The organism is Tessaracoccus defluvii, from assembly GCF_014489575.1.
In the GTDB taxonomy this organism is placed as follows: domain Bacteria; phylum Actinomycetota; class Actinomycetes; order Propionibacteriales; family Propionibacteriaceae; genus Arachnia; species Arachnia defluvii.
Window position 1 is genome coordinate 1993664 of sequence record NZ_CP060789.1, and the last position, 22313, is coordinate 2015976.

Here is a 22313-nt window from a genome sequence, read left to right on the forward strand (position 1 = left end):
TCAGCCGAGGGTCACCGGCCGCGTTCGCGGTCGGCGGCCTCCGAACACATCAGGAACGCCACGCTTCTGACGACGTCTCCGGCCAACTCTGGATAGGCCCCGCCCAGCGCCTTTTTGACCGCCGCCGTCATGGCGTCCCAGTCCTTGCGCCGGGTGGAGGTCGATCCACCGAACGGCTGGCGCCGGATCCGCATCCCGACGGATGCCTCCTCGGCGGTGCCGATCACCTCCAGGACCTGTGAACGGAACCGTGAGGGGACAGAGCCGGGCTTCCGCGCGGGAATGTTGGCCCCGGTCAGGTACTGGCCCGTGTACTTGAGCACCGCCGTGTCCAACTCGGAGAGCCTGACGCCGCGACGCTGCCTTCCCTTGTCCGCCCGATACTCCTGCGCCCGTTCGTGGTTGGCGGCAGCGGTTCCGCGTTCCATCGCCGCAAGGACATCGCCGCGCTCAAGTAGGGCGATGTCGGCGCCGTGCGCGACGAGCAGGTCCTTGCGCCAGTGGACACCGCTCAGCGCCACGATTGCCTCGTCGGGCGTTCCCAGCAGGATCGGGTTCAGCAGCGCCACGGCCGCGTCCTCGTCGATGGTGCCATCGATGCCGGCCGCGTCACACAGAGGCATCAGCGCACTGTAGAGAATCAGGAACCGGGGCAGGTCGTCGCGGATCGCGTCCGCCTGTTCGGTTGTGAGGGCAATGTCGAACTCCCGGGGGTCGTGCAGCGGTCCCGCTCCCCGATGATCGCGAGCCTCAGCCCAGCGTCGCCACGGACCACCTTCGGCAGCCAGCCGTTCTCACTGCTGAACACGACGTCACGCATGGTGACCTCCTCGGTACCGATGCTACTGCGGGTGCGAGGCAAGCGAGCCGACGGGAAACCCCGTCGGACAAGCCGCCCAGGCTCACCGGTTGACCCGGTCGCCTCCGGCGTAACGCTCTGCTTCAACGACTCCCCCGAGACGACGCTCGAGGCAGTGCTTCGCGTGCAGAAGGGCTAAACTATCGCACCGCCGCGCCCGGACCCTCAGGGGCATGGCCCGCACCCAGCGGTTTGACCATGATCAGGCAGGGAGTTCCCGGACCCCACAGGTCCGTCTCCTCGAGCGCCAGGAAGCCACACCTCTCGTAGAAGTGACGCGTCCGCGCGTATCCCTCATCCGGGTGGGACGGGCCCAACGTCTTCACCTCAAGGAGCCGCACACCGCGCGCGACCGCGTCCTCCTCGATCGCCCTCAGCATCGCGGTCCCCACCCCGGCACCGTGCGCGCCACGATCGACCACCGTCAGGTGGATCTCAGCGACGTGCGGGAAATGTCGATCCACCAGTGTCACCCCGACGACGGCGCCGGTAGCGTCGCGGACCGTCCAGGTTTCCTTCGTCCGCGCCGCTTCGGCGTACTCGGCATTGGACTCCGGCTGCCCGAACCACTCCGGCACCGTCGCGAGAAGGCGCACCACATCTTCTGGCACCTGCTTGTCGCGCCTCGCGACCCACGCTGTCTCCGCCATGCGTCTGCAATCCACCTTTCGTCGCCAGAGTGACCGGCACCCACAACCACGCCGATCTGACGTGACGCACGCTATGGCAAACTCGCCGCCATGACCGCCGCGATCGACCATTGGGAAGCTCCCGTCGCCAGGCTCTGGCTGCGCTACGAGGCTCGAGTAGACGCTCTTACCCAATATCGACGCTCGATGCGCAACAACGCGGCCGCACTCACCCAGCCGGCGACCTGATCGACAGAGTCAGTGCCAAGCTTGACCGTCTCTGCGGTGAGTTCCGCGTACGGTGCCCGCGCGGCGGAGTACATCGCCGCGTTCGGCGACATCGGGACCGCCCAAGAGAAGGATCGGACCGCCGTCCTGGACTGGGCACGTGGGCTCGAGGGCCACGTGATCGATGTCGGCTGCGGCCCGGGCCAGTGGACACATCTGCTGTCCACACATGGGGTAGAGGTCGAGGGCATCGATCCGACCCCCAAGTTCGTCGCGGCAGCACAGCAGCGCCACCCGGCTATCCGGTTCCGGATCGGAGAGGCGGAGCGCCTGGGCGTCGACAACGCGAGCCTGGGTGGGATCCTCGCCTGGTACTCCCTCATCCACACCGACCCGGCGCTCATCGACACTGCACTGGCCGAGTTCGCACGCTGCCTTCGGCCCGGGGGTGGTCTTGCAGTGGGCTTCTTCGAGGGGCCCGACCTGGCTCCCTTCGACCATACGGTGACCCGCGCCTACTACTGGCCTCTGGATCTCCTCTGCGGACGGCTCGCCACGCACGGGTTCACCGTCACTACGAAGACCCGGCGTCGTGCCCCAGGGGTCCGCCCACACGGCTTCATCACCGCCGAAATGAACTGACGCCGATCACTGACGTCCACTCACGGACATCGATGGACCATGTTCCCGGCCAGGGACAGCCCTACCCCCTCCCTAGGCTGATCGCATGGCCATTGTCGACGTTGTCATCACCGCGTTCAATCAAGGCGAACTGGTGCGCGAGGCTGTGGAGTCGGTGCTCGCTCAGACCGCTGTGGTGCGGGCGGTCACCGTGGTCGACGACGGGTCGAGCGACCAACGGTCGCTCGAGGTACTTGCGGAGTTGCCCACGCATCCGCAGGTCAAGGTTCTGCGCCAGGGCAACGCCGGTGTGAGCGCCGCCCGCAACGCCGGTATCCGAGAGTCCTCCGCCGAGTATCTCCTGGTGCTCGACGGCGACGACCTGGTCGCCCCGACCTTCGTGGAGAAGTGCCTCGACGCGCTCACTATCAATCGCCAGGCCAAGGCGGCGACCTCGTGGATGAGGATGTTCGGCGTCGCTTCGGCAAGCGTGCGCCCACGGGGTGGGGACGTCACGGCCTTCCTGACAGCCAACTCGAGCCCTGCCTGCGTGCTCCTGCGCCGGGACGCGTACAGGAAGTGCGGAGGCTACGACGAGTCGATGCGCTCTGGGTTTGAGGACTGGGACTTCTTCCTGTCTCTGCTGAGGGATGGAGGGACCGTCGACGTGGTCCCAGAGGAGCTCATCTCCTATCGGACCGCGGTCACCTCGGCCAACATCGCGTCCATGTCCAAGCGCACAGAGCTGTACGGGTATCTGGTGGACAAGCACTCCGCAGTGTTCGCCGCGCACTGGCGCCACGCCCTGGTGGAGAGCGAGCAGCGATCGACCGAGCGGCTCATGGCGTGGGAGTCGCTCGCGGCCGCGGAGCCCAAGCCGCATCTCATGGAGGCCACGTATGGCGACGGCGGGATGGCGGCGGTGGTGCGCCTGGCCAGCCTGGTCGTCAGCGAGTAGCGGGCCTGCGGGACCTCCACGAGGCAGCAGGTGCTACGTCGGGGCCCTGCACTCCGACATCGTGTACTGCAGGATGATCGACGTCGCCGACGAGTTCGTGCTGGCCCAGCCCCCGATGACCCATCACCTGGCTTCGACGCTGCACCGGGACACGCCCTCGCCGCGGTAGCGCCTGGGACCAGGCTGCCCGTCGTCCTCAGACGGTGGCCCCGGAGTCGAGCACCTCAGCGTTCCTTCGGCACGAGCGCGGCCTCGGCCTCCTCTGCCGGGAGGAGCAGGTGCGCGACGCGCTCGCGTTCAGCGTCGTCCTCTTGGTCCTCATAGAGGTCGGTGAGGAGATCACGCACCAGGCCCGCGAAGTCCGCGAAGACCGACAACGGCTCATCGGCCTCTGGGGCCAGCAGCAGGTACCGTCCGCGCCCCGCGAAGGCATGCGTCGTGTCACACGCCCACAGTGGAACCAGTTCCTCATCGACGGCACCCATCGCCGCCTCTGCCACCTCCGGCCATACCGACTTGGCCCGGTACCAGAGCGCAGGGCTGACGCTCTCACCGCCGTCGACGGCGATCCTGCCGACCACATCCGGCAGGCCGAGGGCCCGGATCCGGCCAGGCAGGTCACTGCTGGGATCCACCATGCCCCGGATCCTCTCACCGGGACGGGTCACGCACCCGCACGAGGGACGAGTTCGTTGGCCGTGCGCAGGACGTCGGGCGCCACCAGGCGGGACGGCTCCACGCCGTCGGGGTGGGTGACGCGGAACGTGGTCGTCTCGCCCGACAGCAGGGTCACCAGAGCCTCGTCCACGACGGCGTCCGGGTGCGCCTTGTCCACCAGCAGCGTCACATCCCTGACGAGGCTGCGCGCGGTGACCCGCACCTCGGAACCACCGTCGACGGGCATGACCTCGGTGTCCAGCTCGGCGCGGCCGAGGCGGGAGTCGCGGGGCTCGGCGAAAAACCGCAGGCCTCGCTGGCCCGTTCCCGTGACGGTCGCGGCCAGCAGCTCCGAGGCGGGTTCCCCCACGGCGGCCACGTCGACGGGGACCGCCACTGTGACGGCGGCGCGGGCGGGAACAGCGAACTCGGCGCTGCCCTCTGCCAGCGTTGCGCCGTCGAATCCGAGCCGGCGGAACTCCAGCCGCCCCGTCCACTCCTCATCGGTGTCATTGCCGAGCACGGCGGTCAGCGCTCCGTCACGTGGCTGGAGGCTGACGACGCGGGGCGCGAAGGCCTGCTTCAGGGCATACCAGAGGGGTTTCTGCCGCCCATCGCCATCGATCGCCGCCCAGGACGTGACGGGCCAGCAGTCGTTGAGTTGCCACACCACGGCGCCGGTGCAGCGCGGGAGCAGCGACCGGAAGTGGTCGAGGGCGAAGCCGACAGCGTGGGCCTGGTTGAGCTGCATGGCCCAGTGCCAGGTGTCCATGTCGGCGGGCACCCGGAAGTGCGGCAGCAGCCCGTTCGTGAGCTTGACGTTGCCCTCCAGTGCCTTCTGGTGGACGATCATGCCCGGCGATTCGGGGGTCAGGGGCTCATCGGAGACGGCCCGACGCATGGTGGTCCAGGCCGCAGGCGCCTGCCACCCGAACTCCGCGACGAAGCGCGGCCGATGCTCGGCGTAGGTGGTGTAGTCCTGCCGGTTCCACTGCTCCCAGAGGTGCTGGGTGCCGTGTGCCTCCTCGTTCGGATGCTGCCCGCCGGGCTGAAGGGGCTGCCGTGGCTGTAGGTGACATGCGGCGCCAGCTCCTCCACCAGGGCCGGGAACAGCTCGAAGTAGTAGTAGGCGCCCCAGGTGGCTCCGTCGAGATACGTCTTCCACCCCCAGTCCTCATGACCCCAGACGTTCTCGTTGTTGCCGCAGAGCAGCACCAGCGACGGGTGGGCCGCCAGCCGCACGATCTGCTCCCGCGTCTCGGCCTCCACCTCGCTGCGCAGCGGCTCCTCCTCGGGATAGGCGGAGCAGGCGAAGAGGAAGTCCTGCCAGGTCAGCATCCCCAGCTCGTCGCAGACGTCGTAGAACTCCTCCGGCTCGTAGATGCCGCCGCCCCACACACGGACGAGGTTCAGGTTCGCGGCCAGCGCCTGCCGCAGGCGGCGTTCATAGCGGGAGCGGTCGACGCGGACGGGCAGCGCGTCGTCGGGGATCCAGTTCACGCCCTTGACGAGCACCGGCTTCCCGTTGACGTACAGCGCGAACGGGGTGCCCTCCTCGTCGGGGCGGGTGTCCCACTCGACCGTCCGGAACCCGACCCGATGGTCGTGACGACCCAACTCCTGATCCCCGACGGCGAGCTCGACTCTCACCTCGTAGAGCGGCTGCTCGCCGTAGCCGGCAGGCCACCACAACGCCACCTCGGGCAGCGTCAGCTCGACGACGCCGGTCGCCTCGTCGGCGGCGAAGGTCGCCACAGCGGCGGGCCCCTCTGCGCGGAGCACGACGTCGAGGTCGGTGCCGTCACCGTCCCGCTCGACGACGACAGTGGCCGTCACTCGTCCGCCGGTCCCAGTGGGCGCGGCATGGAGTCGCACCTCGGCGATCCGGGCCACGGACCAGGATTCCAGCGCGACCGGACGCCAGATGCCGGACGTGTAAGTGGCGATCCCCCAGTCCCATCCGAAACTGCACGCCGACTTCCGGATGGCCTCGTACGGGAGCGGGTAGGGACGCGGCCGTGCGCCGTACTCCAGGCTGCGTGCGTTGGCCCACGGGATCGGAGCGCTGAACGCCACCTCGAGGGTGTTCGTTCCCTCGACAAGGTGGTCGCGTACGTCCACACGGTACGAGCGGTGCTGGTTCTGGCTGTGCAGCACGGGCGCTCCGTTGAGCCGGACCGTGGCCACCGTGTCGAGGCCATCGAACACCAGGTCCTGCCGCGCGTGGCCGTCGGCCTTCCACTCGAAGGTGGTGGTGTAGGTCCAGTCGGTCAGGCCAATCCAGGCGGTGGCGGCCTCATTGTTGTCCAGGTACGGGTCCGGGATGGCGTCGGCAGCCAGGAGGTCCACGTGGACGCAGCCGGGGACGGTGGCCGCGAACGTCCGGTCGGCGATGCTCTCGGGGACGGGGCCGGAACCGGCAACCAACTGCCAGCCGTCGTGCAGTTCTCGGCGCATGAGGGTGGTGTGGCTGGTGCTCACGTGGCTGCTCCTGCTGCTCAGATCTGGTGGTTGCTGCTGCTGTGGACGTCCGACGGTCTTCTGCGACCGCACGGCATGACCGACCCGCAGGGCCCGGGAGCACGGATCGTGTCGGTGACATGCTAGGGGACCTCCTCCACGCCAGGGCGAACCGGGCCCCGACCCGTAGGCTCTCCCCGACAGTATCGACGCATTGGAAGGCCCGGCCGTGCACGAACACCACACGGAGACCCCTCTGGCCGGAGGGAACTCCAGCTCCGGCGTCGTGCGGGTGGGCGGAACCGTCCGCAAACCGGCGACACCCTCCTCTCGTGGAATCCAGAGCTACATGCGGCTGCTTCGCGATCGCGGGATCGATCTTCCCGAACCCCTCGGCTTCGACGCCCAGGGCCGGAGCGTGACCGAGTTCGTCCCCGGGCCGCTCGCGATGGACTCCCCTGCCCTCAGCCCAGGCCAGCTCCGCACCGTCGGGGCGATGGTGCGGGCGATCCACGACGCCAGTGTCGGGATCGACGGCGACGACCTCGGCCTGGGCCCCGCACTGATCCCGATCCCCGCTCCGGATCTCGTGTGCCACGGCGACCTCACGCCGTGGAACCTCGTCCTCGGGGAGCGCTGGGTCTTCATCGACTGGGACGGCGCCGCCGCCAGCTCGCGCGTCTGGGATCTGGCCTACTCCGTGCAGGCGTTCACCTTGAACGATGCCGGGGCGGACCCGGCGGAGGCGGCGGCCCATCTCGGCGCGTTCATCGACGGGTACGGCGCCGACCAGGCGCTGCGCGACGCACTTCTCGATACGCTCCCCGACGGACATGGGCCATGCACGACCTGCTCGCGTCCGCGCATCGCGAGGGGCGAGAGCCGTGGGGGTCCATGTTCCTCGAGGGGCACGGGGATCACTGGCGAGGAGTCGCCCGGTATGTGGAGAGGCACACGCAGGTGTGGGCGAAGGCTCTCCGGGTCGCGGGCGCCCCGTAGCCGCATGTCGGGCCGTGACCCACGCCCGTCCCATCGCGGCGTGACGCTGATGCGATCCGATCCGCTCTCCGCATGGACATTCAGCGTCGGCCCGTCGCGTCGACGGCCTCGAGCCGCGGACCGATCGACTCGGCCATCATGGTGATCTCCTGTTCACGGATCTGATTCCTGCGCGCAGCTTCCCGCCAGCCGGCGAAGGCGCTGGCAATGCGTCCAACCCTGCCGCGTGCCTCCTCGAGGCTGAGACTGCACTCGTCGGCCAGCGCAAGCAGGGCTTCTGCCTCGTCGGGCAGCGTCTCGGCTCCCATGATCGAGGTCGCGCGCGCACGCCACAGATCGGGGTTCGGGTTTACGTCGAACGCTGGGCTGAGGGTCCAGGAGCCTCGGTCCGCGAGGAAGCCGTGGTTGCGCAGATGGTCATCCGTGTTGCCGATGGCGACACTGGCAACGACCCGGTCGAACAGCTCCCGATGGTCCGACCTGGGTGATCGCGAGAGGTCCCTGATGGCTGCTGCAATGTCGGCGTAGTCGCGGTCGTCTCCGTCATTGGCTCCCAGCGCCGTCATGGCACTGATGTAGCCGACGCGGTGCTCCCGGTCCGTGCGATCAAACCGGCGCAGGATGAGCACGCCGCGTTCCCCCACGCGCGTCAGCCGACGCTGCGGGACCCTGATGCCTGCCGCCTGCAGTAGGTCCAACGCCGTGGCTTCCCAGGCCATGACGTCCCACCGATCACTGGCGTGTGGGAACTTGGCGATTGCCAACGCACCGTCTTCGAGGCCCACGGAGGCCTTCGGCCGCGCACCACCGAGGCCTGTCGTGCCCGTGTCGAGGAGTTGCTTCACCGCCGCCGCGGGGTCGCCGTCCGAGGCAAGCTCGTCGGCGGCATGCAGGAGCTCGGGGAGCGAGATCAACTGGGGAACGTGGGCCGGCGGGCCGATGAAGGCATCTTGGCCGGCCAGCCGGTACCGCAGGGCACCCTGGCGGGTGTCGTCGCTGACACCGAGAAGGAAGTCCAGGTCGTCCAGCCTGCGCGGCGCCCGGTCCTCGCCGCGGGCACGCGAACGCTCCGCCTTCTCGATCAAGTTTCGGCCCCATCTGTCCGGCGCGCTGTCTGCGAAAGCTCGGACGAGACCCGCCTGGTGCTGCGTGCCAGTGACCAGCGGCAGCGCGGGGTCGATACTCGTGCCGTCTCCCGCCAGATAGCCCGCGTCATACAGGAACGTCGTTGAGAGCCGGCCGCGCTGGCGGGTGAAATGTGCCTTGCCGACCAGAAGCGGGGCGCCAGCCCTATCGACAAAGACCTCGACCGAAGTCATCGAGCACGCTTCTTTGCGAGGTTTGCCGCGCGCAGCCGCCCGATGTCGCTCTCGAGTGGATCGATGGCGTCGACGGCCTGGTCGAGCACACCCAGCGCTCGCAGCACCTGGGCGACATTGCCGAAGCCCACGCCCGGATCTCCGGACTCGACCTTCCTCAGAGTGTCGCGGGTGATGCCCGCACGCTCGGAGACCTGCTGAGCGGTCAGCCCGAGCACCATGCGCCAGCCACGCACATGCTCGCCGAACTCACTCAGCTGCTCCTGGATCCGGTAGCCAGCCATGATGATGGTCCTCTCCTCTATGACGAGAGTAACATGCGGACCTTGCCGTTATGACGACGATTCTCGTCAGACTGAACTGCCAGCTGCACTTCGGAGGCCTACACGGAACTCCACGACGTCCGTCCTGCATCACGTGGCCCGGTGTGGTCGAACACCAGCCCTCTCCATCGTTCCGGCTCACCGTTGACGTTGCCGGCGGCGAACCATTCAAGGTCCCCTGCCCCATCCCGACGACCCCCTAACCCAGCCATTCGACGAAATCGCCCGGCCGGGGCTGCAGCGTTGCCGGGTACCGGTAGCCCTCCTCCCGGGGGAACGCCCCAGCGACATCCCACGTGAGCTGGTACACGGGACCGATGACCGACGGGACCGCCCATGGAAGCGGTTGGCGGCGAAGACCACCGACCCGGGGTTCGGGAACCGCTCGACCAGGAAGCGGGTGTCACTGCCGGGCGGACTGACGATCTCGTCGGGCGCGAGCACCCTTCCCCGCTTGACCTCATCGAAGAACCAGTAGAGGGTGCCGTACGCGGACTCGGCGTCGAGCCCGAAGACGATGAGCTCCGGGTGCCCGATTCCGAACAGCCCGACTGTGTAGGCGAACGCGGTGACCGCACCGGACGACGGCATCGACCTCAGGAATCTGCCCCGATTCCTGAAGCACCTGACGCACCCCGAGCGCGACCGGGTTGCCTCGCAGTTCGCGCAGCGCCTGCTGGACGATGGTGGCGAGGTGGTCGAATTCTGGGGCCCGCAGCAGATGGACGTCTGGAGGCTCACGATCAGGCGGGGCGGACACCTCGTAGGGTTCGGCGTCGAACGGGGCTACCCGGACGGTGTCACCGTGCGGCCCGCCGCAGGGACCCAGTGGACGCAAGCCATCTCCCTCAAACTCGGGATCTTCGCGTGGGCACGAGCCAACGACGTCGAACTGATACTTGACCACCCCTACGACTTCCGCGTGGACCTCCTCGCCGATGGCATCGCGACGCTGGACTGGCTCGACGCCGGCAACGACGAAGTCGTCCTCCGCGTCCATCAGGCGTTCCGGGACGGGTGCTTCAGCCGGAGGACGGCAGTCACGTGGCGGGTTCAAAAGGTCGACGACGCAGCAGCACTTAGCAGCCGCCCGCACGGGATGTGCGTGCTCTGGGCTGGATCAGGGCTCAGAGCACGTACTCGAACAGGTGGAACTGGCTCAGATCGGTGCCCTCGTAGACCACCGTGTGGCAGCCCAGGTCGGTGAAGCCGTGGCGCTCATAGAGCTTTCGCGCGGGGATGTTCTCGACGTAGGTGTCCAGGCGGACGGCCTTGCAGCCCTGCTCGCGGGCGACCTGGAGCGTCGCATCCACGAGGAAGCGTGACACTCCCGTGCCCAGATAGTCGGGCACGACGCCCAGAGCGTGCACGACGAGGACCTCATGCGGCTCCGCCTCGATGGTCCACGCGGCTTCTCGGTAGGCGTCCACGGCGTCGTGGTTGAGCACTGTGACCCCAGCGGTCTCGCCGCCCTCATCGAGCGCGAGATAGAGCTCGCCGGCCTCGACCCAGCCGACGACCTCCTCGGGGGTGGGGTGGTTCTCGGTATGCCAGTGCGGGAAGTCCACGGTCTCGGCCAGGTGATCGATGATCAGCCGGTACGCCTGCTGCGCGACGGCGGTGTCAGTCGCCACTGCTCGTCGAAAGGTCAGCGCCATGCTCAGTGTCCTTCAATCGTCTCTCCGACCATTGCCATGAGAGGAATCCATCGTGATGTCGGTCCGACCGTACCGCGCCGATCTGCACCCGAACGCGTTCCGCCGCATACCACTTCCTGGTGGTGACGCAATGGCAGAGATGATGGTCTCAGCCGCGCGGCGCGCCGGCCGAGGGGCGGTGCCGCAGCGGGGCTACCAAGGGCTCGCCGAAGATCAGCTGCGTCCGACAGTGCGCGACCTGCGGCAGCGCCAGCAGCTTGTCGATGATGAGGGTCTGCAACTCGGTGCTGTTGGCGACTGCGACGTGGACGAGGTAGTCATCGCTGCCGCTGACGTTGTAGAGCGCAAGCGTCTCCGGCAGTGCCAGCGCCTTCTGCACGAAGTCGTTGGCCGTGTCGCGGGCATGCGGGCGGATCTGAATGCCGAGGAACGCCTGCTCACCCTTGCCGAGCAGGCTCGGGGCCACATGCGCACGGGTAGCGACGATGGTGCCGTTGCGGCGCATCCGCCGGATGCGCTCCAGGCAGGTGCTCGGAGCCACGCCGACCTTGGCGGCGATGTCCTTGTTCGGCATCGTCGCATCCACCTGCAGTAGTTCGAGGATCGCCCAGTCCACCGAATCCAGTTCGGGCAGTCGATCTGATTTCATCTGAGGTTCACGCATGTAGACATAGTAACGAATCCGGCCCATAACCTGGTGTCCGGAACAGCCTACAGATCGGAGGCACAGGTGGGAGCAGAGTCCTGGGCGGCGTTCGCCCTCGCGCTGCTGGTAGCGCTGGCGGTCCCCGGCCCGGACCTCGTGCTCGTCGTGCACGCGGCGACCCGCGGCGTCCGAGAAGGCGCATCCACTGCAGTGGGGATCGTCGCCGGCCTGATGCTGCACGCGCTGCTCGCTGCCGCCGGTGCGACCGCCCTGCTGGTGTCCGCGCCAGGGGCGCTGACCATCGTGCAGCTGATCGGAGCAGGAGTGCTGCTGTGGATGGGCACGAGCATGCTTCGGGCCGCCCCCAGCGCCGAACCTGACGCCACCGAGGACATCGGGCACCGGACACAGGGCGGTTACGCACGCGGATTCGTCACGAACGCGACCAACCCGAAGGCGCTGCTCTTCTTCGCGGCGATCCTGCCCCAGTTCATCGGACATGGCGACGGAGCGGAGATGCGGACCGTGGCACTGTGCGCCGCCGTCGTGCTCGGCGCAGGATTGTGGTGGACGGTGACGATCGCGCTGATCCGGCTGTTCGGCTTCCACCGGTCCCCGGCCGCGGACCGGCTCATCACTCTCCTGGGCGGCATCACACTGCTGATCATCGGTGCTGGACTGCTTGCCAGCACCACCTACGGCCTCATCAGCCCCGGCACGTGAACGCGACGGGCAGCGGACTCATCGACTGGCTCCGGCCCGGCAACTCATTAAAGGAACCTCGGCATATGACACGAACCCTCATCATCGGAGCAGGAGCCACCGGCGGAGCCCTCGGGGCGCGACTCATCTCCGCTGGACAGGACGTGACGTTCCTCGTCCGAGAACGCCGCGCAGCGCAACTCGCCGCCGACGGACTACGCTTCCGCGCACCTGACGTGGACGGCATGCACACGGTGCGCGCCGTCACCGCGCTGGACCACGCAGATCCTCTCGACCTCGTGATCGTCGCAGTCAAGGCACCGGCGCTGGCAGCGATCATCCCGACGCTCGCTCCTGCGATCGGCCCACAGACCTGCGTCGTCCCGCTGCTCAACGGCATGGCCCACATCGACCTGCTGGAGCGTGCCTTCCCGGGACGAGTCCTCGGAGGCATCGTGAAGATCGTCGCGACATTGGACGAAGACGCGACCGTCGTGCAGATGACCCCGCTGTGCAGCCTCACTATCGGCGGGCTGCTTGGTGATGCCGTGCCCGACAACATCAGCCGGACGCTCGATGTCGACGGCATCGCACTGGAGGTCGTGGACGACATCGCCTCGCGGCTGTGGGAGAAGTGGGCCTTCATCGCCGCCGCCGGCGTCATCACCTGCCTGTTCCGCGGCACCATCGGCGACATTCTCGCCGCCGGAGGCGAAGCGCAGATCCTCCAGGCGATCGCCGAGTGCGAGCAGATCGCGGAAGCCGCCGGCCACCCAGTGAGCGCGGCAGGGCATGCACAGTCCCTCGGCCTGCTCACCGAATCGGGCTCAGCGTTCACCTCGTCGCTCTACCGCGACCTCCGGCACGGCGACCCCGTCGAGGCGGAGCACATCATCGGCGACCTCGCCATCCGTGCGGCAGCACTCCAAGTGTCCGCACCGCTCCTGAACGCAGCGCTGCTCCAACTGCGCACCCACCACCAGGCTCTCATCGGTGCGATGGCAGCCGCGTCATGAGCCGCGGAGTGATCGACTCCTCGCTGGCCACCATCGGCGACACTCCCGTGGTGCGGTTGCATCGCATCGTCCCAGACGGTTCAGCGCAGGTCCTCGTGAAGATCGAGGCAGGCAATCCCACGGGAAGCTACAAGGACCGCATCGCGCTGGCGATCATCGAAGAAGCGGAGCGCAGCGACCGGGACAGCGCGTCGTGGAGTACTCCGGCGGAAGCACAGGCTCCTCTCTCGCCTACGTGTGCGCAGTCAAGGGATACCCGTGCACCATCGTGAGCTCCGACACCTTCGCCCAGGAGAAGCTGCAGACCATGCGGGCCTTCGGTGCTGAGGTCGTGATCGTGCCGAGCGACCACGGGCTGATCACCCCGGGGCTGTTCGAGCGGATGCGGCATGCCGTGGATCGCATCGTCGACGAGGAGAGTGCGTACTGGACAGACCAGTTCCACAACACCGACGCACTGATCGGATACGACGTTCTCGGCCACGAACTGCTCCAGCAGACGGAGAGAAGCGGAATCGTCATCGACGCTTTCTGCGCGGCCGTCGGCACCGCAGGAATGCTCGCGGGAGTATCCCGAACCTTGAAAGCTGCGCTCCCCGAGGTCTCCGTCACGGCCCTCGAACCAACGACCTCCCCGATGGTCAGCGCGGGCCATGCGGGTCCGCACCACGTCGAGGGCATTGCGACCGGGATCGTCCCTCCGCTGCTGCCCTCCGACATGTACGACCGAGTGCTCACCGTCGATGAGCAGAGCGCCAGAGAGCTGGCAGTCCCGCTGGCGCGCGACGAGGGTGTCTTCACAGGGACATCCAGCGCTTTCAACATCGCGGGTGCACTCCACCTGGCGAAAGAGTTCGGGCCCGGGCGAACCGTGGCGACCGTCGCCTGCGACACCGGCCTCAAGTACTTGGCGGGCGACCTGTACCGAGCGGGCATCGACCAGTAACTGGTTCAGAATCGAGTACGTCCACCACCAGATTCAGCTCTGACAATCGACCTACGACCGGAGAGAAGCATGACAATCATCATTCCCCGACAGCTCCTCCCTTCTGACGGGAGATTCGGTTCGGGTCCCGCGAAGATACGCGCAGCCCAACTCGACGCGCTCCATACAGATGGCGTTTCACTCATCGGCACGTCCCACAGACAAGCCCCCGTCAAAGCGCTTGTGGCGAACATCAAGGCTCAACTGTCCACCTTGTTCGCGGCACCGGACGGGTATGAGGTCATTCTCGGAAACGGAGGCTCGACAGCCTTCTGGGATGCCGCAGCATTCGGCCTCATCGAACAGAGAAGTCAACACCTCACCTTCGGGAGTTCGGCAACAAGTTCGCCGCTGCTGCACACGCGCCTTGGCTGTCCGCCCCCGATGTTCGCGCCGCGCTTCCAGGTACGCGCTCAGACTCAGAAATCATGCCTGATATCGATCTTTACGCTTGGCCGCACAATGAGACGTCCACCGGAGTTGCGGCCCCCGTTCATCGAGTCAACGCCCAGGGCGCACTGACCGTCATCGATGCGACCAGCGCTGCCGGGGGGATGACGTTCGACGCCACTGATACCGACGTGTACTATTTCGCCCCACAGAAGAATCTCGGCTCTGACGGAGGGCTGTGGGTCGCGCTCGTCTCCCCCGCCGCGATCGAGCGAATCGAACGAATCGCGACCTCGGATCGATACATCCCGGAGTCCCTCAGCCTGAAGAGCGCGTTGGACAACTCTCGGCTCGACCAGACCCTCAATACACCAGCGCTCGTGACGCTTCACCTGCTCAACAGTCAACTTGCATGGATTCTGGAACAGGGCGGACTCCCCTGGGCATGTGCGCGCGTCACTGAATCGGCTCTTCACAATCGAGGGTGTAGACGGGGTTTGAATCCTCCGGTTTCGAGGAGACTTCTGGCTATGTAGTGGGTGAGGTTCCGGAAGCCGAGCGCGATCCCGCGGAGGTGTTCGAGGCGTCCGTTGATCGCTTCGGTAGGGCCGTTGCTGGTGCCGGGTCGGTCGAAGAACGCGAGTACGTCGGCCGCACGTCGGTGGAGGGTCCGGCCCAGGCTGATGAGCTCGACGAGTTCCTTCGGGACGCCGCTGCTGATCGCGTCGATCACACCGTCGAGCAGGAACCGTCCCAGCTTCTTGTCGGGTTGCCTGTACGCCACGACGAGGCGCTGGTAGATGCTCCAGGTCGCGTGGACTTCGGCGTGCTGCTCGTCTGCGAACAGCCCCTCCAGACGGGCGACCTGCTTGTCGGTGAGGAGGTCGACACCGGTGAGCAAGGTGCGGCGGGCGCGGTAGAGCGGATCCCCGGCGCGGCCCCGATGCCCGCAGGTGTCTTGCTGGACGCGCTGTCGGCAGCGCGTGAGCGCTTCGCCGGCAAGCCGGACGACGTGGAACGGGTCCATCACGGCGGTCGCGTGGTGGAGTTCCTCGACCGCCGCGGTCTTGTATCCGGTGAAGCCGTCCATCGCGACCACCTCGATCCCGTCGCGCCAACCGTGGGGGCGGGCGGCGAGCCAGCTCTTGAACACCTGTTTCGAGCGGCCCTCGAGCATGTCCAACAAACGTGCCGAGCCGGTGCCGTCCCTGGTCGGGGTGAGGTCGATGATCACGGTCACGTACTTCTCACCATGGCGGGTATGGCGCCAGCAGTGCTCATCGACCCCGATCACCTTGACCCCGTCGAACCGGGCCGGGTCGCTGATGAGGACGCGCTGTCCTTCTGCCAGCACGGCGTCGTTGGCGGTGTTCCACGCGACGTCGAGACCGGCCGCGATCCTGGACATGCTCAGGTGTTGGACCACAAGTCCTTCCAGTCCCCAACGCAGCGCCGCGCGCGACAGCTTCGAACGCGGCTCGGCTGCGGCGCTGGTGTCTTGGCGCCACACCCGCCCGCACTCGATGCACCGATAGCGCCGGAGCCGCACCTGCAGCACGGTAGGGCGCCACCCCAGCGGGACATGCGACAAGCGTCGCACCACGGAGCCACGGATGAAGCCCTGGCCGCCACAGTCTCGGCACCAGTCATCGGCCTCGACCGGGCGGCAGCCCAGGATCGCACGATCGGGCTCGATGCGCTGCCCGGTGACCTCCAACCCAAGGCCGTCGAGCCGGCAGAAACTAGTCAGATCAGGGCACGTGAAGGTAGCGTCGGACACGTCGAGGTCTTCCAGATGGGGAGCGTGAGAACTTCCATCTTCGGAGGGCCTCGACCCCCTCAGCCAACCGCCACGCCGCAACCCCGAACCTCGATTGTGAAGAGCCACTTATCGCTTCCGTCGACTACGTGATCGATACCCTCATCACCCAGGACACTGACGATATGCGTATCTGAAACACATGCAGCACCGCCGGAACCACAGCCCGCGTCACGGGCGGCGGCAGCCCCGCGACCCAACTGGGCAGGCCCGAAGCATGGCCAGGCGGACGATCGCGCCGACTGCACCCTCAGCGGAGCGCACGAGCGTCGCGGCGACGACGTGCCGCGCCAAAGCCCAGCCGCGGCCCTTCTCACGAGGATCAGCGACTGCCTGGATGCTGTCAGTCGAGGCCGAGTTCATCGACCACCACGACCACTCGCGCCCGCTGAGCGGCGGTGAGGCCTTGGATCGGCAGACTGGTGCTCTCCCTGGACACAAGAACTGGGGAGGCAACCGATGTGTGGTCACCTCCCCAGTAGGGTTCGGCTCAGTGGCTGTTCTTCAAAAGACTGACGATCTCTGACCAGGACTTGCCTCCGACGCGGGTCTGCTCGGTCTCGCCTGCCTTGTAGTGTCCGTTGGCTCTGACGACGATGTAGCCGCCGTAGTCGTCGGCTTTGACGCGGGCAAGCACATCGTTTCGACTGGCGTCTCTCAAGATGTGGAGCGGGCGGTGTCAATTCGTCGAAGCAACATCGGCTGCGAGGAGGGCTTCGAATTTTTCTCTTGGGGTGTAGAAGCCAAGGGATGCTCGGGGGCGGTCGTTGAGTTCATCAGCGATCGCGTCGAGGTAGGCCTGGTTGCTGGTGATGTAGGTCCCCTTGGGTAGGTACTCCCGGATCAGGCCGTTGGTGTTTTCGTTGGTGCCCCGTTCCCATGGCGAGCGGGGATGGGCGAAGTAGACAGGCAGGTTCACAGCAGCGGTCAACCGGGCATGCTCGGCCATCTCTGTGCCCTGGTCCCAGGTCAGCGAGGTTCGTAGTACCTCAGGGAAGGGCCACATCCGCTCGGCCACCGTGTCGGCTACCGCGACGGCTTTCTTCCCTTCGGGAAGGCCGCAGATGACTGTGAAACGGGTGACGCGTTCAACCAGCGTGGCTGCCGCTGATTTGCCGTGGGCACCGATGATCAGGTCTCCCTCCCACGCGCCGGGGATCCTGCGTTCGGGACGTCAGCGGGCCGGTCATCGATCGAGACCATCGCGACGATCGGCGCTCCGCGCCCTTCCTTTGAGCGTGGTTTACGGCTGGTGCGCTTGGACCTGAGCATCACCGAGTTACGGGCCAGCTCGCCCTTGGGGAGGGCGTAGATGAACCGGTAGATCGCCTCATGGGAGACCTGAGCACCATCAGCGGGTGTGGAGTGGACCATGGTCTCCACAGTGGGGTCAGTGGCCTCCAGACGCAACCGTCCAGCGATCTGGCGTGGTGTTCGGGATCGTTTCAGGTCGCCCAGCACGCGGGCCCGCAGTACCGGGTCGGCATCGATTTTGCGGGTCTGGGGGCGTCGGCGGCGGCGCTGGGCCTCGACGTCGGCTCGGACCACGCGGTAGCCGCAGGTCTTGGTGGCGTTACGACGGACTTCACGGCTGATGACGGACGGGGCCCGGTCAAGGTGGACCGCGATCCGTCGGATACCCCAGCCGGCCTTCAGACCTGTGGAGATCTCGGCCCTGTCGTGGGCGGTCAGTGGTCGTCGTTGCGTCACGCCGGAGAACCTCTCATCAACCTGCAGTGTTGCTTCCACGGTATGACACTGCCAAGGCACTCCGTAGGTGAAGCGTACTTCGTGGTCCACCGGTATGTCCGTGACCGGCGATGGCGGCGCGGTGATCGCCCACGCCGGCAGCATTGGACTCAGGATGCTGGCCGAGAACACCGGCCTGACCGGAGCCCTATTGACGGCGATGGCCCGGCGTTCGTTCATCCCCTCGGTGCATGACCGCGGCCAGGTACTGACCGATGTCGCGGTGATGCTCGCCGACGGCGGGGAGGCGATCTCCGACATCGACGTGCTGCGCCACCAGGGGCAGGTGCTGGGGCCGGTCGCGTCTGCTCCGACGGTGTGGCGGGCGTTGGACGAGGTCACCGACGCCAGGCGCAGGAAGATCCAGGCGGCCCGGGCCCGCGTCCGTCGCCACGTCTGGGCCCAACTGACAGCCGCTGGCGGTGTCCCGGCCTCGAAGGTCGCCGGGACCGATCTCGGCAGCACGGTGGTGTTGGATGTCGATGCCACGATCGTGGTGACGCATTCGGAGAAGGAGTTGGCGTCGCCGACGTTTAAGAGGACGTTCGGGCATCACCCGATCGGTGTGTGGTGCGACAACACGGGCGAGTTCCTCGCCGCCGCGCTGCGGACCGGCCGGGCGGGGTCGAACACGGCCGCCGACCACATTCAGGTCCTGGGAGAGGCGATCACCCAGATCCCGATGCCGTATCGACGCAACCTGTTGATCCGCTGCGACGGTGCCGGCGCCTCTCACCAGTTGCTGGACTGGCTCCATGCGCAAGGCCAAGTCAGAGGCAGGACGCTGCACTACAGCGTGGGGTTCACGATCGGCGAGAAGGTGCGTGCCGCGATCACCGAACTTCCCGCAGGCTTGTGGTCCCCCGCGCTCACCGCTGAGGGTGAGGTCCGAGAAGGCGGGGACGTCGCCGAACTGACCGGACTGCTGGACCTGACCAGTTGGCCGGCCGGGATGAGGGTGATCCTGCGCCGCGAACGCCCCCATCCCGGGGCTCAACTGTCGCTGTTCGAAGTCCACGACGGGTGGCGGTATCAAGCGTTTGCCACCAACACCACGAGCGGCACTCTGCAGTTCCTGGAGGCCCGGCATCGGGCGCATGCCCGGGTCGAGGACCGGATCCGTCACGCCAAGGATTCTGGGCTGGGACGTTTCCCGTCTCGCGAGTTCGCCATCAACCAGACCTGGCTTGCACTGACGATGATCGCCGCCGATCTGGTGGCCTGGCTCAAGATGCTCGCCCTCGACGGCGACCTCGCCAAAGCCGAACCAAAGGCACTCAGGTATCGGCTGCTGCACGTCCCGGCAAGACTCGTTCACGGCGCCCGACGGCGACGACTGCGTCTACCCAAGACCTGGCCCTGGGTCGAGCACCTGGTGGCCGCGTTCGCCCGGATCGCCGCGATCCCACCACCGCACTGACCCCACCCCGTCCGCACCAAGCCGAGGAAACCTGGAGAACCGCCCACCGGCAGCGTCAGCCGGCCAACAGTCACGCCCTCACCCGGCCCAGTGTTCAGATCGGGCGCCGACAGCCCAGCTGGCAGCTCTCAAGCCGCCTCATGAAAGAGGGAGGATAGGCTGGCCCCGTGACCATCACCCCCACCGAAGCCACCCCCTGGGCCGAGCAGGCCGACGCCGTCGCGGCGTCGCTCGGCTCGTCAGCCGCGGGGCTCACCACCGCCGACGTCGACCTGCGCCTCGAAAGGGACGGCGGGAACGAGCTCCCGACGCCGGCTCCGAAGCCCGCCTGGCTGAGGTTCCTGGCCCACTTCAACGACCTGCTCGTCTACATCCTCATCGCCGCGGCGGCGCTCAAGGCGATCAGCGGCGACTGGATCGACTTCACCGTCATCGCCGTCGTCATCGTTGCGACCGCGCTCATCGGCTTCATCCAGGAGGGGCGGGCCGCGTCCGCGCTCGCCAGCCTTCAGACGATGCAGTCGCAGGAGGCCCAGGCGCTGCGGGACGGCACCTGGGGCGTCGTCGACGCCGCGACGCTCGTCGCCGGCGACATCGTGCGGCTGCGCTCCGGCGACCGCGTGCCCGCGGACCTGCGGCTCGTGACCGCGTCGTCGCTGCAGGCCGACGAGGCCGCCCTCACCGGCGAGTCGGTGCCCTCGCAGAAGGAGGTCGACGCCGTCGAGGCGGGCGCGGGCGTGGGCGACCGCACCTCCATGCTCTTCTCGGGCACCCTGATCACCACGGGCACCGCCGAGGGCGTCGTGGTCGCGACCGGCGGTCGCACCGAGATCGGCAAGATCTCCGCGCTCGTCGCCGAGCAGGACAAGCTCGACACCCCGCTCGCCCGGCAGCTGAACAGGCTGGGCACGCAGTTGGCGGGCCTCATCGGCATCCTCGCCGTCGCCATGCTGGCCATCGGCTACTTCGTGCACCGCCTCGCCGCCGACGACCTGATCTCGGCCGCCATCGGATTCGCCGTCGCCGCCGTGCCCGAGGGCCTCCCCGCGCTCGTCACCATCACCCTCGCCCTCGGCGTGCAGCAGATGGCGAAGCGCAACGCCATCACCCGCAAGATGGCCGCCGTCGAGACGCTGGGCTCGGTCACGACGATCTGCTCCGACAAGACCGGCACCCTCACCCAGAACGAGATGACGGTGCGCACCGTCGTCACCGCGCAGGGCACCTACGACGTCGAGGGCACCGGCTACCGGCCGGAGGGCCGCGTCACCGCCGACGGCGCCGTCGCCGAGTTGGCCGAGCACCCGGACCTCGCGGCGCTCGTCACCGCGGCCGGGGCAGCCAACGACGCGCGGGTCGAGGAGACGCCGGAGGGCTGGCGCGTCGTCGGCCAGCCGACCGAAGGCGCGCTCGACGTCCTGGCGGCCAAGGCGGGGGCGGACATCGAGGCGGTGGCGCGGGTGGCGCAGGTGCCCTTCGAGTCCGCCCACAAGTTCTCCGCGACGCTCGACGACGTCCCCGGCGTCGGTCGCGTCGTCCACGCGCTGGGCGCGCCCGACCGGCTGCTCGACCGGGCCACGACCCAGCTCGGCCACGACGGCGAGCTGGTGGGCGTCGACCGCGAGGCCTGGGAACACCACATCGACGTGCTGTCCGGGAAGGGCCTGCGCGTCCTGGCTGCGGCCTCCCGCCCCGCCGACGGCGTGGAGGGCATCGAGCTGGACGACCTCGACTCCGGCCTCACCTTCCTCGGCCTCTGCGGCATCGTCGACCCGCCGCGGCCCGAGGTGCGCGACGCGATCCGCGAGTCCCACACCGCAGGCATCCGCGTGAAGATGATCACCGGCGACCACGCGGGCACCGCCGTCGCGATCTCGCGGGAGTTGGGCATCGCCCCCGCGGAGGGCGACGTCCCCGCCCTGACCGGCGCCGAGCTCGAGGCCATGAGCCAGGAGGAGCTCGCCGAGGTCGCGCGCGACGTCGACATCTACGCCCGCACGTCGCCGGAGCACAAGCTGCGCATCGTGCAGGCCCTGCAGACCCACGGCGAGGTCGTCGCGATGACCGGCGACGGCGTCAACGACGCGCCCTCGATCACGCGGGCCGACGTCGGCGTCGCCATGGGCATCAAGGGCACGGAGGCGACGAAGGAGGCCGCCGACATCGTGCTGGCCGACGACAACTTCGCCACCATCGAGCGCGCGGTCGAGGAGGGGCGCCGGATCTACGACAACATCCGCAAGTCGGTGGTCTTCCTGCTGCCGACCAACGGCGCCCAGTCGCTGGTCATCCTCGTCGCGGTGCTCTTCGGTTGGGCGCTGCCGCTGTCGCCGGTGCAGATCCTGTGGATCAACCTCGTCACCGCCCTGACGCTGTCGCTCGCCCTGGCCGGCGAGCCGGCCGAGCCCGGCATCATGGAGCGCCCTCCGCGCTCCCCCAAGGAGCAGGTGTTGGCGCCGCGCGCGATCGCGCTCGTCCTGTGGACGTCGGTGCTCATCGGCGGCGCCACCCTCGGCGTGTACCTCTACGGCCGCGCGAACGCCGACACGTACGCCATCGGCCAGACGACCGCGGTCACGATGCTCGCGTTCGGCCAGCTCGCCTTCCTGTTCAACTGCCGCTTCCTGAACAGCTCGTCGCTGACCCCGCGGGTGCTTGTGGGCAACCGGGCGGTGTGGGTCGCCGCGGGCCTGATGATCGCGCTGCAGGCGGTCTACGTGTACGCGCCGTTCATGCACTCCTGGTTCGGATCCGCCCCGCTCGACCTCGCGCACTGGCTCGGCGTGCTGTTGCTGAGCCTCGGCATCTTCCTCGTGGTCGAGCTCGGCAAGTGGGCGAGCCGACGCGTCTTCGGCGCCAGTCGCTGAGGCGCGGG

Annotated in this window: 23 protein-coding genes and 2 pseudogenes; 11 read left to right on the forward strand and 14 right to left on the reverse strand. The window is 67.8% G+C overall.

The genetic code is table 11. The features are described 5' to 3' along the window. Positions 1-11 precede the first annotated feature (11 nt). Both H9L22_RS09635 and H9L22_RS09640 read right to left on the reverse strand, forming a co-directional pair. Positions 12-820: pseudogene (locus H9L22_RS09635) on the reverse strand (DUF6357 family protein). A 179-nt stretch (positions 821-999) separates the two neighbouring features. Further along, a complete protein-coding gene (locus tag H9L22_RS09640) occupies positions 1000-1509 on the reverse strand; it encodes a GNAT family N-acetyltransferase (protein WP_187719741.1) in 510 nt (169 codons plus the stop codon). Positions 1510-1599: 90 nt separating this feature from the next. Between H9L22_RS09640 and H9L22_RS09645 the strand changes: the two genes are divergently transcribed. The 3 genes from H9L22_RS09645 (at position 1600) to H9L22_RS09655 (ending at position 3295) form a co-directional block, all read left to right on the forward strand. Continuing rightward, complete coding sequence (locus tag H9L22_RS09645; RefSeq protein WP_187719742.1) at positions 1600-1737, forward strand: hypothetical protein; 138 nt, start codon at positions 1600-1602, stop codon at positions 1735-1737. A 36-nt stretch (positions 1738-1773) separates the two neighbouring features. Beyond that, entirely contained in the window at positions 1774-2358 is a 585-nt protein-coding gene (locus H9L22_RS09650; protein WP_226965769.1) for a class I SAM-dependent methyltransferase, read from the forward strand. Between the two features lie 85 nt (positions 2359-2443). Further along, on the forward strand, positions 2444-3295 hold the full coding sequence (locus H9L22_RS09655; protein WP_187719744.1) for a glycosyltransferase family 2 protein: 852 nt from the start codon (positions 2444-2446) through the stop codon (positions 3293-3295). 224 nt (positions 3296-3519) lie between these two features. Here H9L22_RS09655 and H9L22_RS09660 read toward each other — a convergent pair whose 3' ends face one another. From H9L22_RS09660 to H9L22_RS18850, 3 genes are read right to left on the reverse strand one after another with little or no spacing between them, the layout of a single operon-like run. Continuing rightward, a complete protein-coding gene (locus H9L22_RS09660; RefSeq protein WP_187719745.1) occupies positions 3520-3933 on the reverse strand; it encodes a hypothetical protein in 414 nt (137 codons plus the stop codon). Between the two features lie 26 nt (positions 3934-3959). Continuing rightward, entirely contained in the window at positions 3960-4805 is an 846-nt protein-coding gene (locus tag H9L22_RS18845) for a glycoside hydrolase family 2 protein (protein ID WP_226965770.1), read from the reverse strand. Positions 4806-4822: 17 nt separating this feature from the next. Then, complete coding sequence (locus H9L22_RS18850; protein ID WP_226965771.1) at positions 4823-6433, reverse strand: glycoside hydrolase family 2 protein; 1611 nt, start codon at positions 6431-6433, stop codon at positions 4823-4825. A 328-nt stretch (positions 6434-6761) separates the two neighbouring features. Between H9L22_RS18850 and H9L22_RS09670 the strand changes: the two genes are divergently transcribed. Beyond that, a complete protein-coding gene (locus H9L22_RS09670) occupies positions 6762-7556 on the forward strand; it encodes a phosphotransferase (RefSeq protein ID WP_226965772.1) in 795 nt (264 codons plus the stop codon). Here H9L22_RS09670 and H9L22_RS09675 read toward each other — a convergent pair. From H9L22_RS09675 to H9L22_RS09685, 3 genes are all read right to left on the reverse strand, one after another. Further along, complete coding sequence (locus H9L22_RS09675; RefSeq protein ID WP_187719746.1) at positions 7492-8730, reverse strand: type II toxin-antitoxin system HipA family toxin; 1239 nt, start codon at positions 8728-8730, stop codon at positions 7492-7494. The two genes, H9L22_RS09670 and H9L22_RS09675, sit on opposite strands and share 65 nt — an antisense overlap. Then, positions 8727-9014, reverse strand: coding sequence for a helix-turn-helix domain-containing protein (locus H9L22_RS09680; protein ID WP_187719747.1), 288 nt, complete (start codon positions 9012-9014; stop codon positions 8727-8729). The genes H9L22_RS09675 and H9L22_RS09680 overlap by 4 nt, the downstream gene beginning before the upstream one ends. 207 nt (positions 9015-9221) lie before the next feature. Next, the gene (locus H9L22_RS09685) at positions 9222-9644 is read right to left on the reverse strand and encodes a DUF4262 domain-containing protein (protein ID WP_187719748.1); all 423 of its coding nucleotides are present in this window, start codon (positions 9642-9644) and stop codon (positions 9222-9224) included. Between H9L22_RS09685 and H9L22_RS09690 the strand changes: the two genes are divergently transcribed. Next, positions 9622-10260, forward strand: coding sequence for a hypothetical protein (locus tag H9L22_RS09690; RefSeq protein ID WP_187719749.1), 639 nt, complete (start codon positions 9622-9624; stop codon positions 10258-10260). The two genes, H9L22_RS09685 and H9L22_RS09690, sit on opposite strands and share 23 nt — an antisense overlap. Here the strand turns inward: H9L22_RS09690 and H9L22_RS09695 are convergent. Continuing rightward, the gene (locus H9L22_RS09695) at positions 10181-10711 is read right to left on the reverse strand and encodes a GNAT family N-acetyltransferase (protein ID WP_187719750.1); all 531 of its coding nucleotides are present in this window, start codon (positions 10709-10711) and stop codon (positions 10181-10183) included. The genes H9L22_RS09690 and H9L22_RS09695 overlap by 80 nt on opposite strands. Positions 10712-10859: 148 nt before the next feature. Next, entirely contained in the window at positions 10860-11375 is a 516-nt protein-coding gene (locus H9L22_RS09700) for an Lrp/AsnC family transcriptional regulator (RefSeq protein ID WP_073189405.1), read from the reverse strand. Between the two features lie 66 nt (positions 11376-11441). Between H9L22_RS09700 and H9L22_RS09705 the strand changes: the two genes are divergently transcribed. The 4 genes and pseudogenes from H9L22_RS09705 (at position 11442) to H9L22_RS20430 (ending at position 14986) form a co-directional block, all read left to right on the forward strand. Continuing rightward, on the forward strand, positions 11442-12080 hold the full coding sequence (locus H9L22_RS09705; protein WP_073189407.1) for a LysE family translocator: 639 nt from the start codon (positions 11442-11444) through the stop codon (positions 12078-12080). Further along, a complete protein-coding gene (locus H9L22_RS09710; RefSeq protein WP_226965773.1) occupies positions 12077-13075 on the forward strand; it encodes a ketopantoate reductase family protein in 999 nt (332 codons plus the stop codon). The genes H9L22_RS09705 and H9L22_RS09710 overlap by 4 nt, the downstream gene beginning before the upstream one ends. After that, positions 13072-14021: pseudogene (locus tag H9L22_RS09715) on the forward strand (PLP-dependent cysteine synthase family protein). The gene H9L22_RS09710 and the pseudogene H9L22_RS09715 overlap by 4 nt, the downstream one beginning before the upstream one ends. A 467-nt stretch (positions 14022-14488) precedes the next feature. Beyond that, entirely contained in the window at positions 14489-14986 is a 498-nt protein-coding gene (locus tag H9L22_RS20430) for an aminotransferase class V-fold PLP-dependent enzyme (protein WP_226965775.1), read from the forward strand. Here H9L22_RS20430 and H9L22_RS09725 read toward each other — a convergent pair. From H9L22_RS09725 to H9L22_RS18870, 4 genes are all read right to left on the reverse strand, one after another. Then, on the reverse strand, positions 14923-16230 hold the full coding sequence (locus H9L22_RS09725; protein WP_187719751.1) for an ISL3 family transposase: 1308 nt from the start codon (positions 16228-16230) through the stop codon (positions 14923-14925). The genes H9L22_RS20430 and H9L22_RS09725 overlap by 64 nt on opposite strands. A 529-nt stretch (positions 16231-16759) precedes the next feature. Then, a complete protein-coding gene (locus H9L22_RS09730) occupies positions 16760-16930 on the reverse strand; it encodes a hypothetical protein (protein WP_226965776.1) in 171 nt (56 codons plus the stop codon). Between the two features lie 18 nt (positions 16931-16948). Further along, positions 16949-17428 (reverse strand): IS30 family transposase, encoded by a 480-nt coding sequence (locus H9L22_RS18865; protein ID WP_226966257.1) that lies wholly within the window; start codon positions 17426-17428, stop codon positions 16949-16951. Continuing rightward, positions 17401-18018, reverse strand: a complete 618-nt coding sequence (locus tag H9L22_RS18870) for a helix-turn-helix domain-containing protein (RefSeq protein WP_226965777.1) — start codon at positions 18016-18018, stop codon at positions 17401-17403. Before H9L22_RS18870 ends, H9L22_RS18865 begins: the two co-directional genes overlap by 28 nt. 55 nt (positions 18019-18073) lie before the next feature. Here H9L22_RS18870 and H9L22_RS09740 point away from each other — a divergent pair, with 55 nt between their 5' ends. Continuing rightward, a complete protein-coding gene (locus H9L22_RS09740) occupies positions 18074-19438 on the forward strand; it encodes an IS1380 family transposase (protein WP_187722649.1) in 1365 nt (454 codons plus the stop codon). A gap of 167 nt (positions 19439-19605) precedes the next feature. Continuing rightward, positions 19606-22305 (forward strand): cation-translocating P-type ATPase, encoded by a 2700-nt coding sequence (locus H9L22_RS09745; protein ID WP_226965778.1) that lies wholly within the window; start codon positions 19606-19608, stop codon positions 22303-22305. Positions 22306-22313 lie beyond the last annotated feature (8 nt).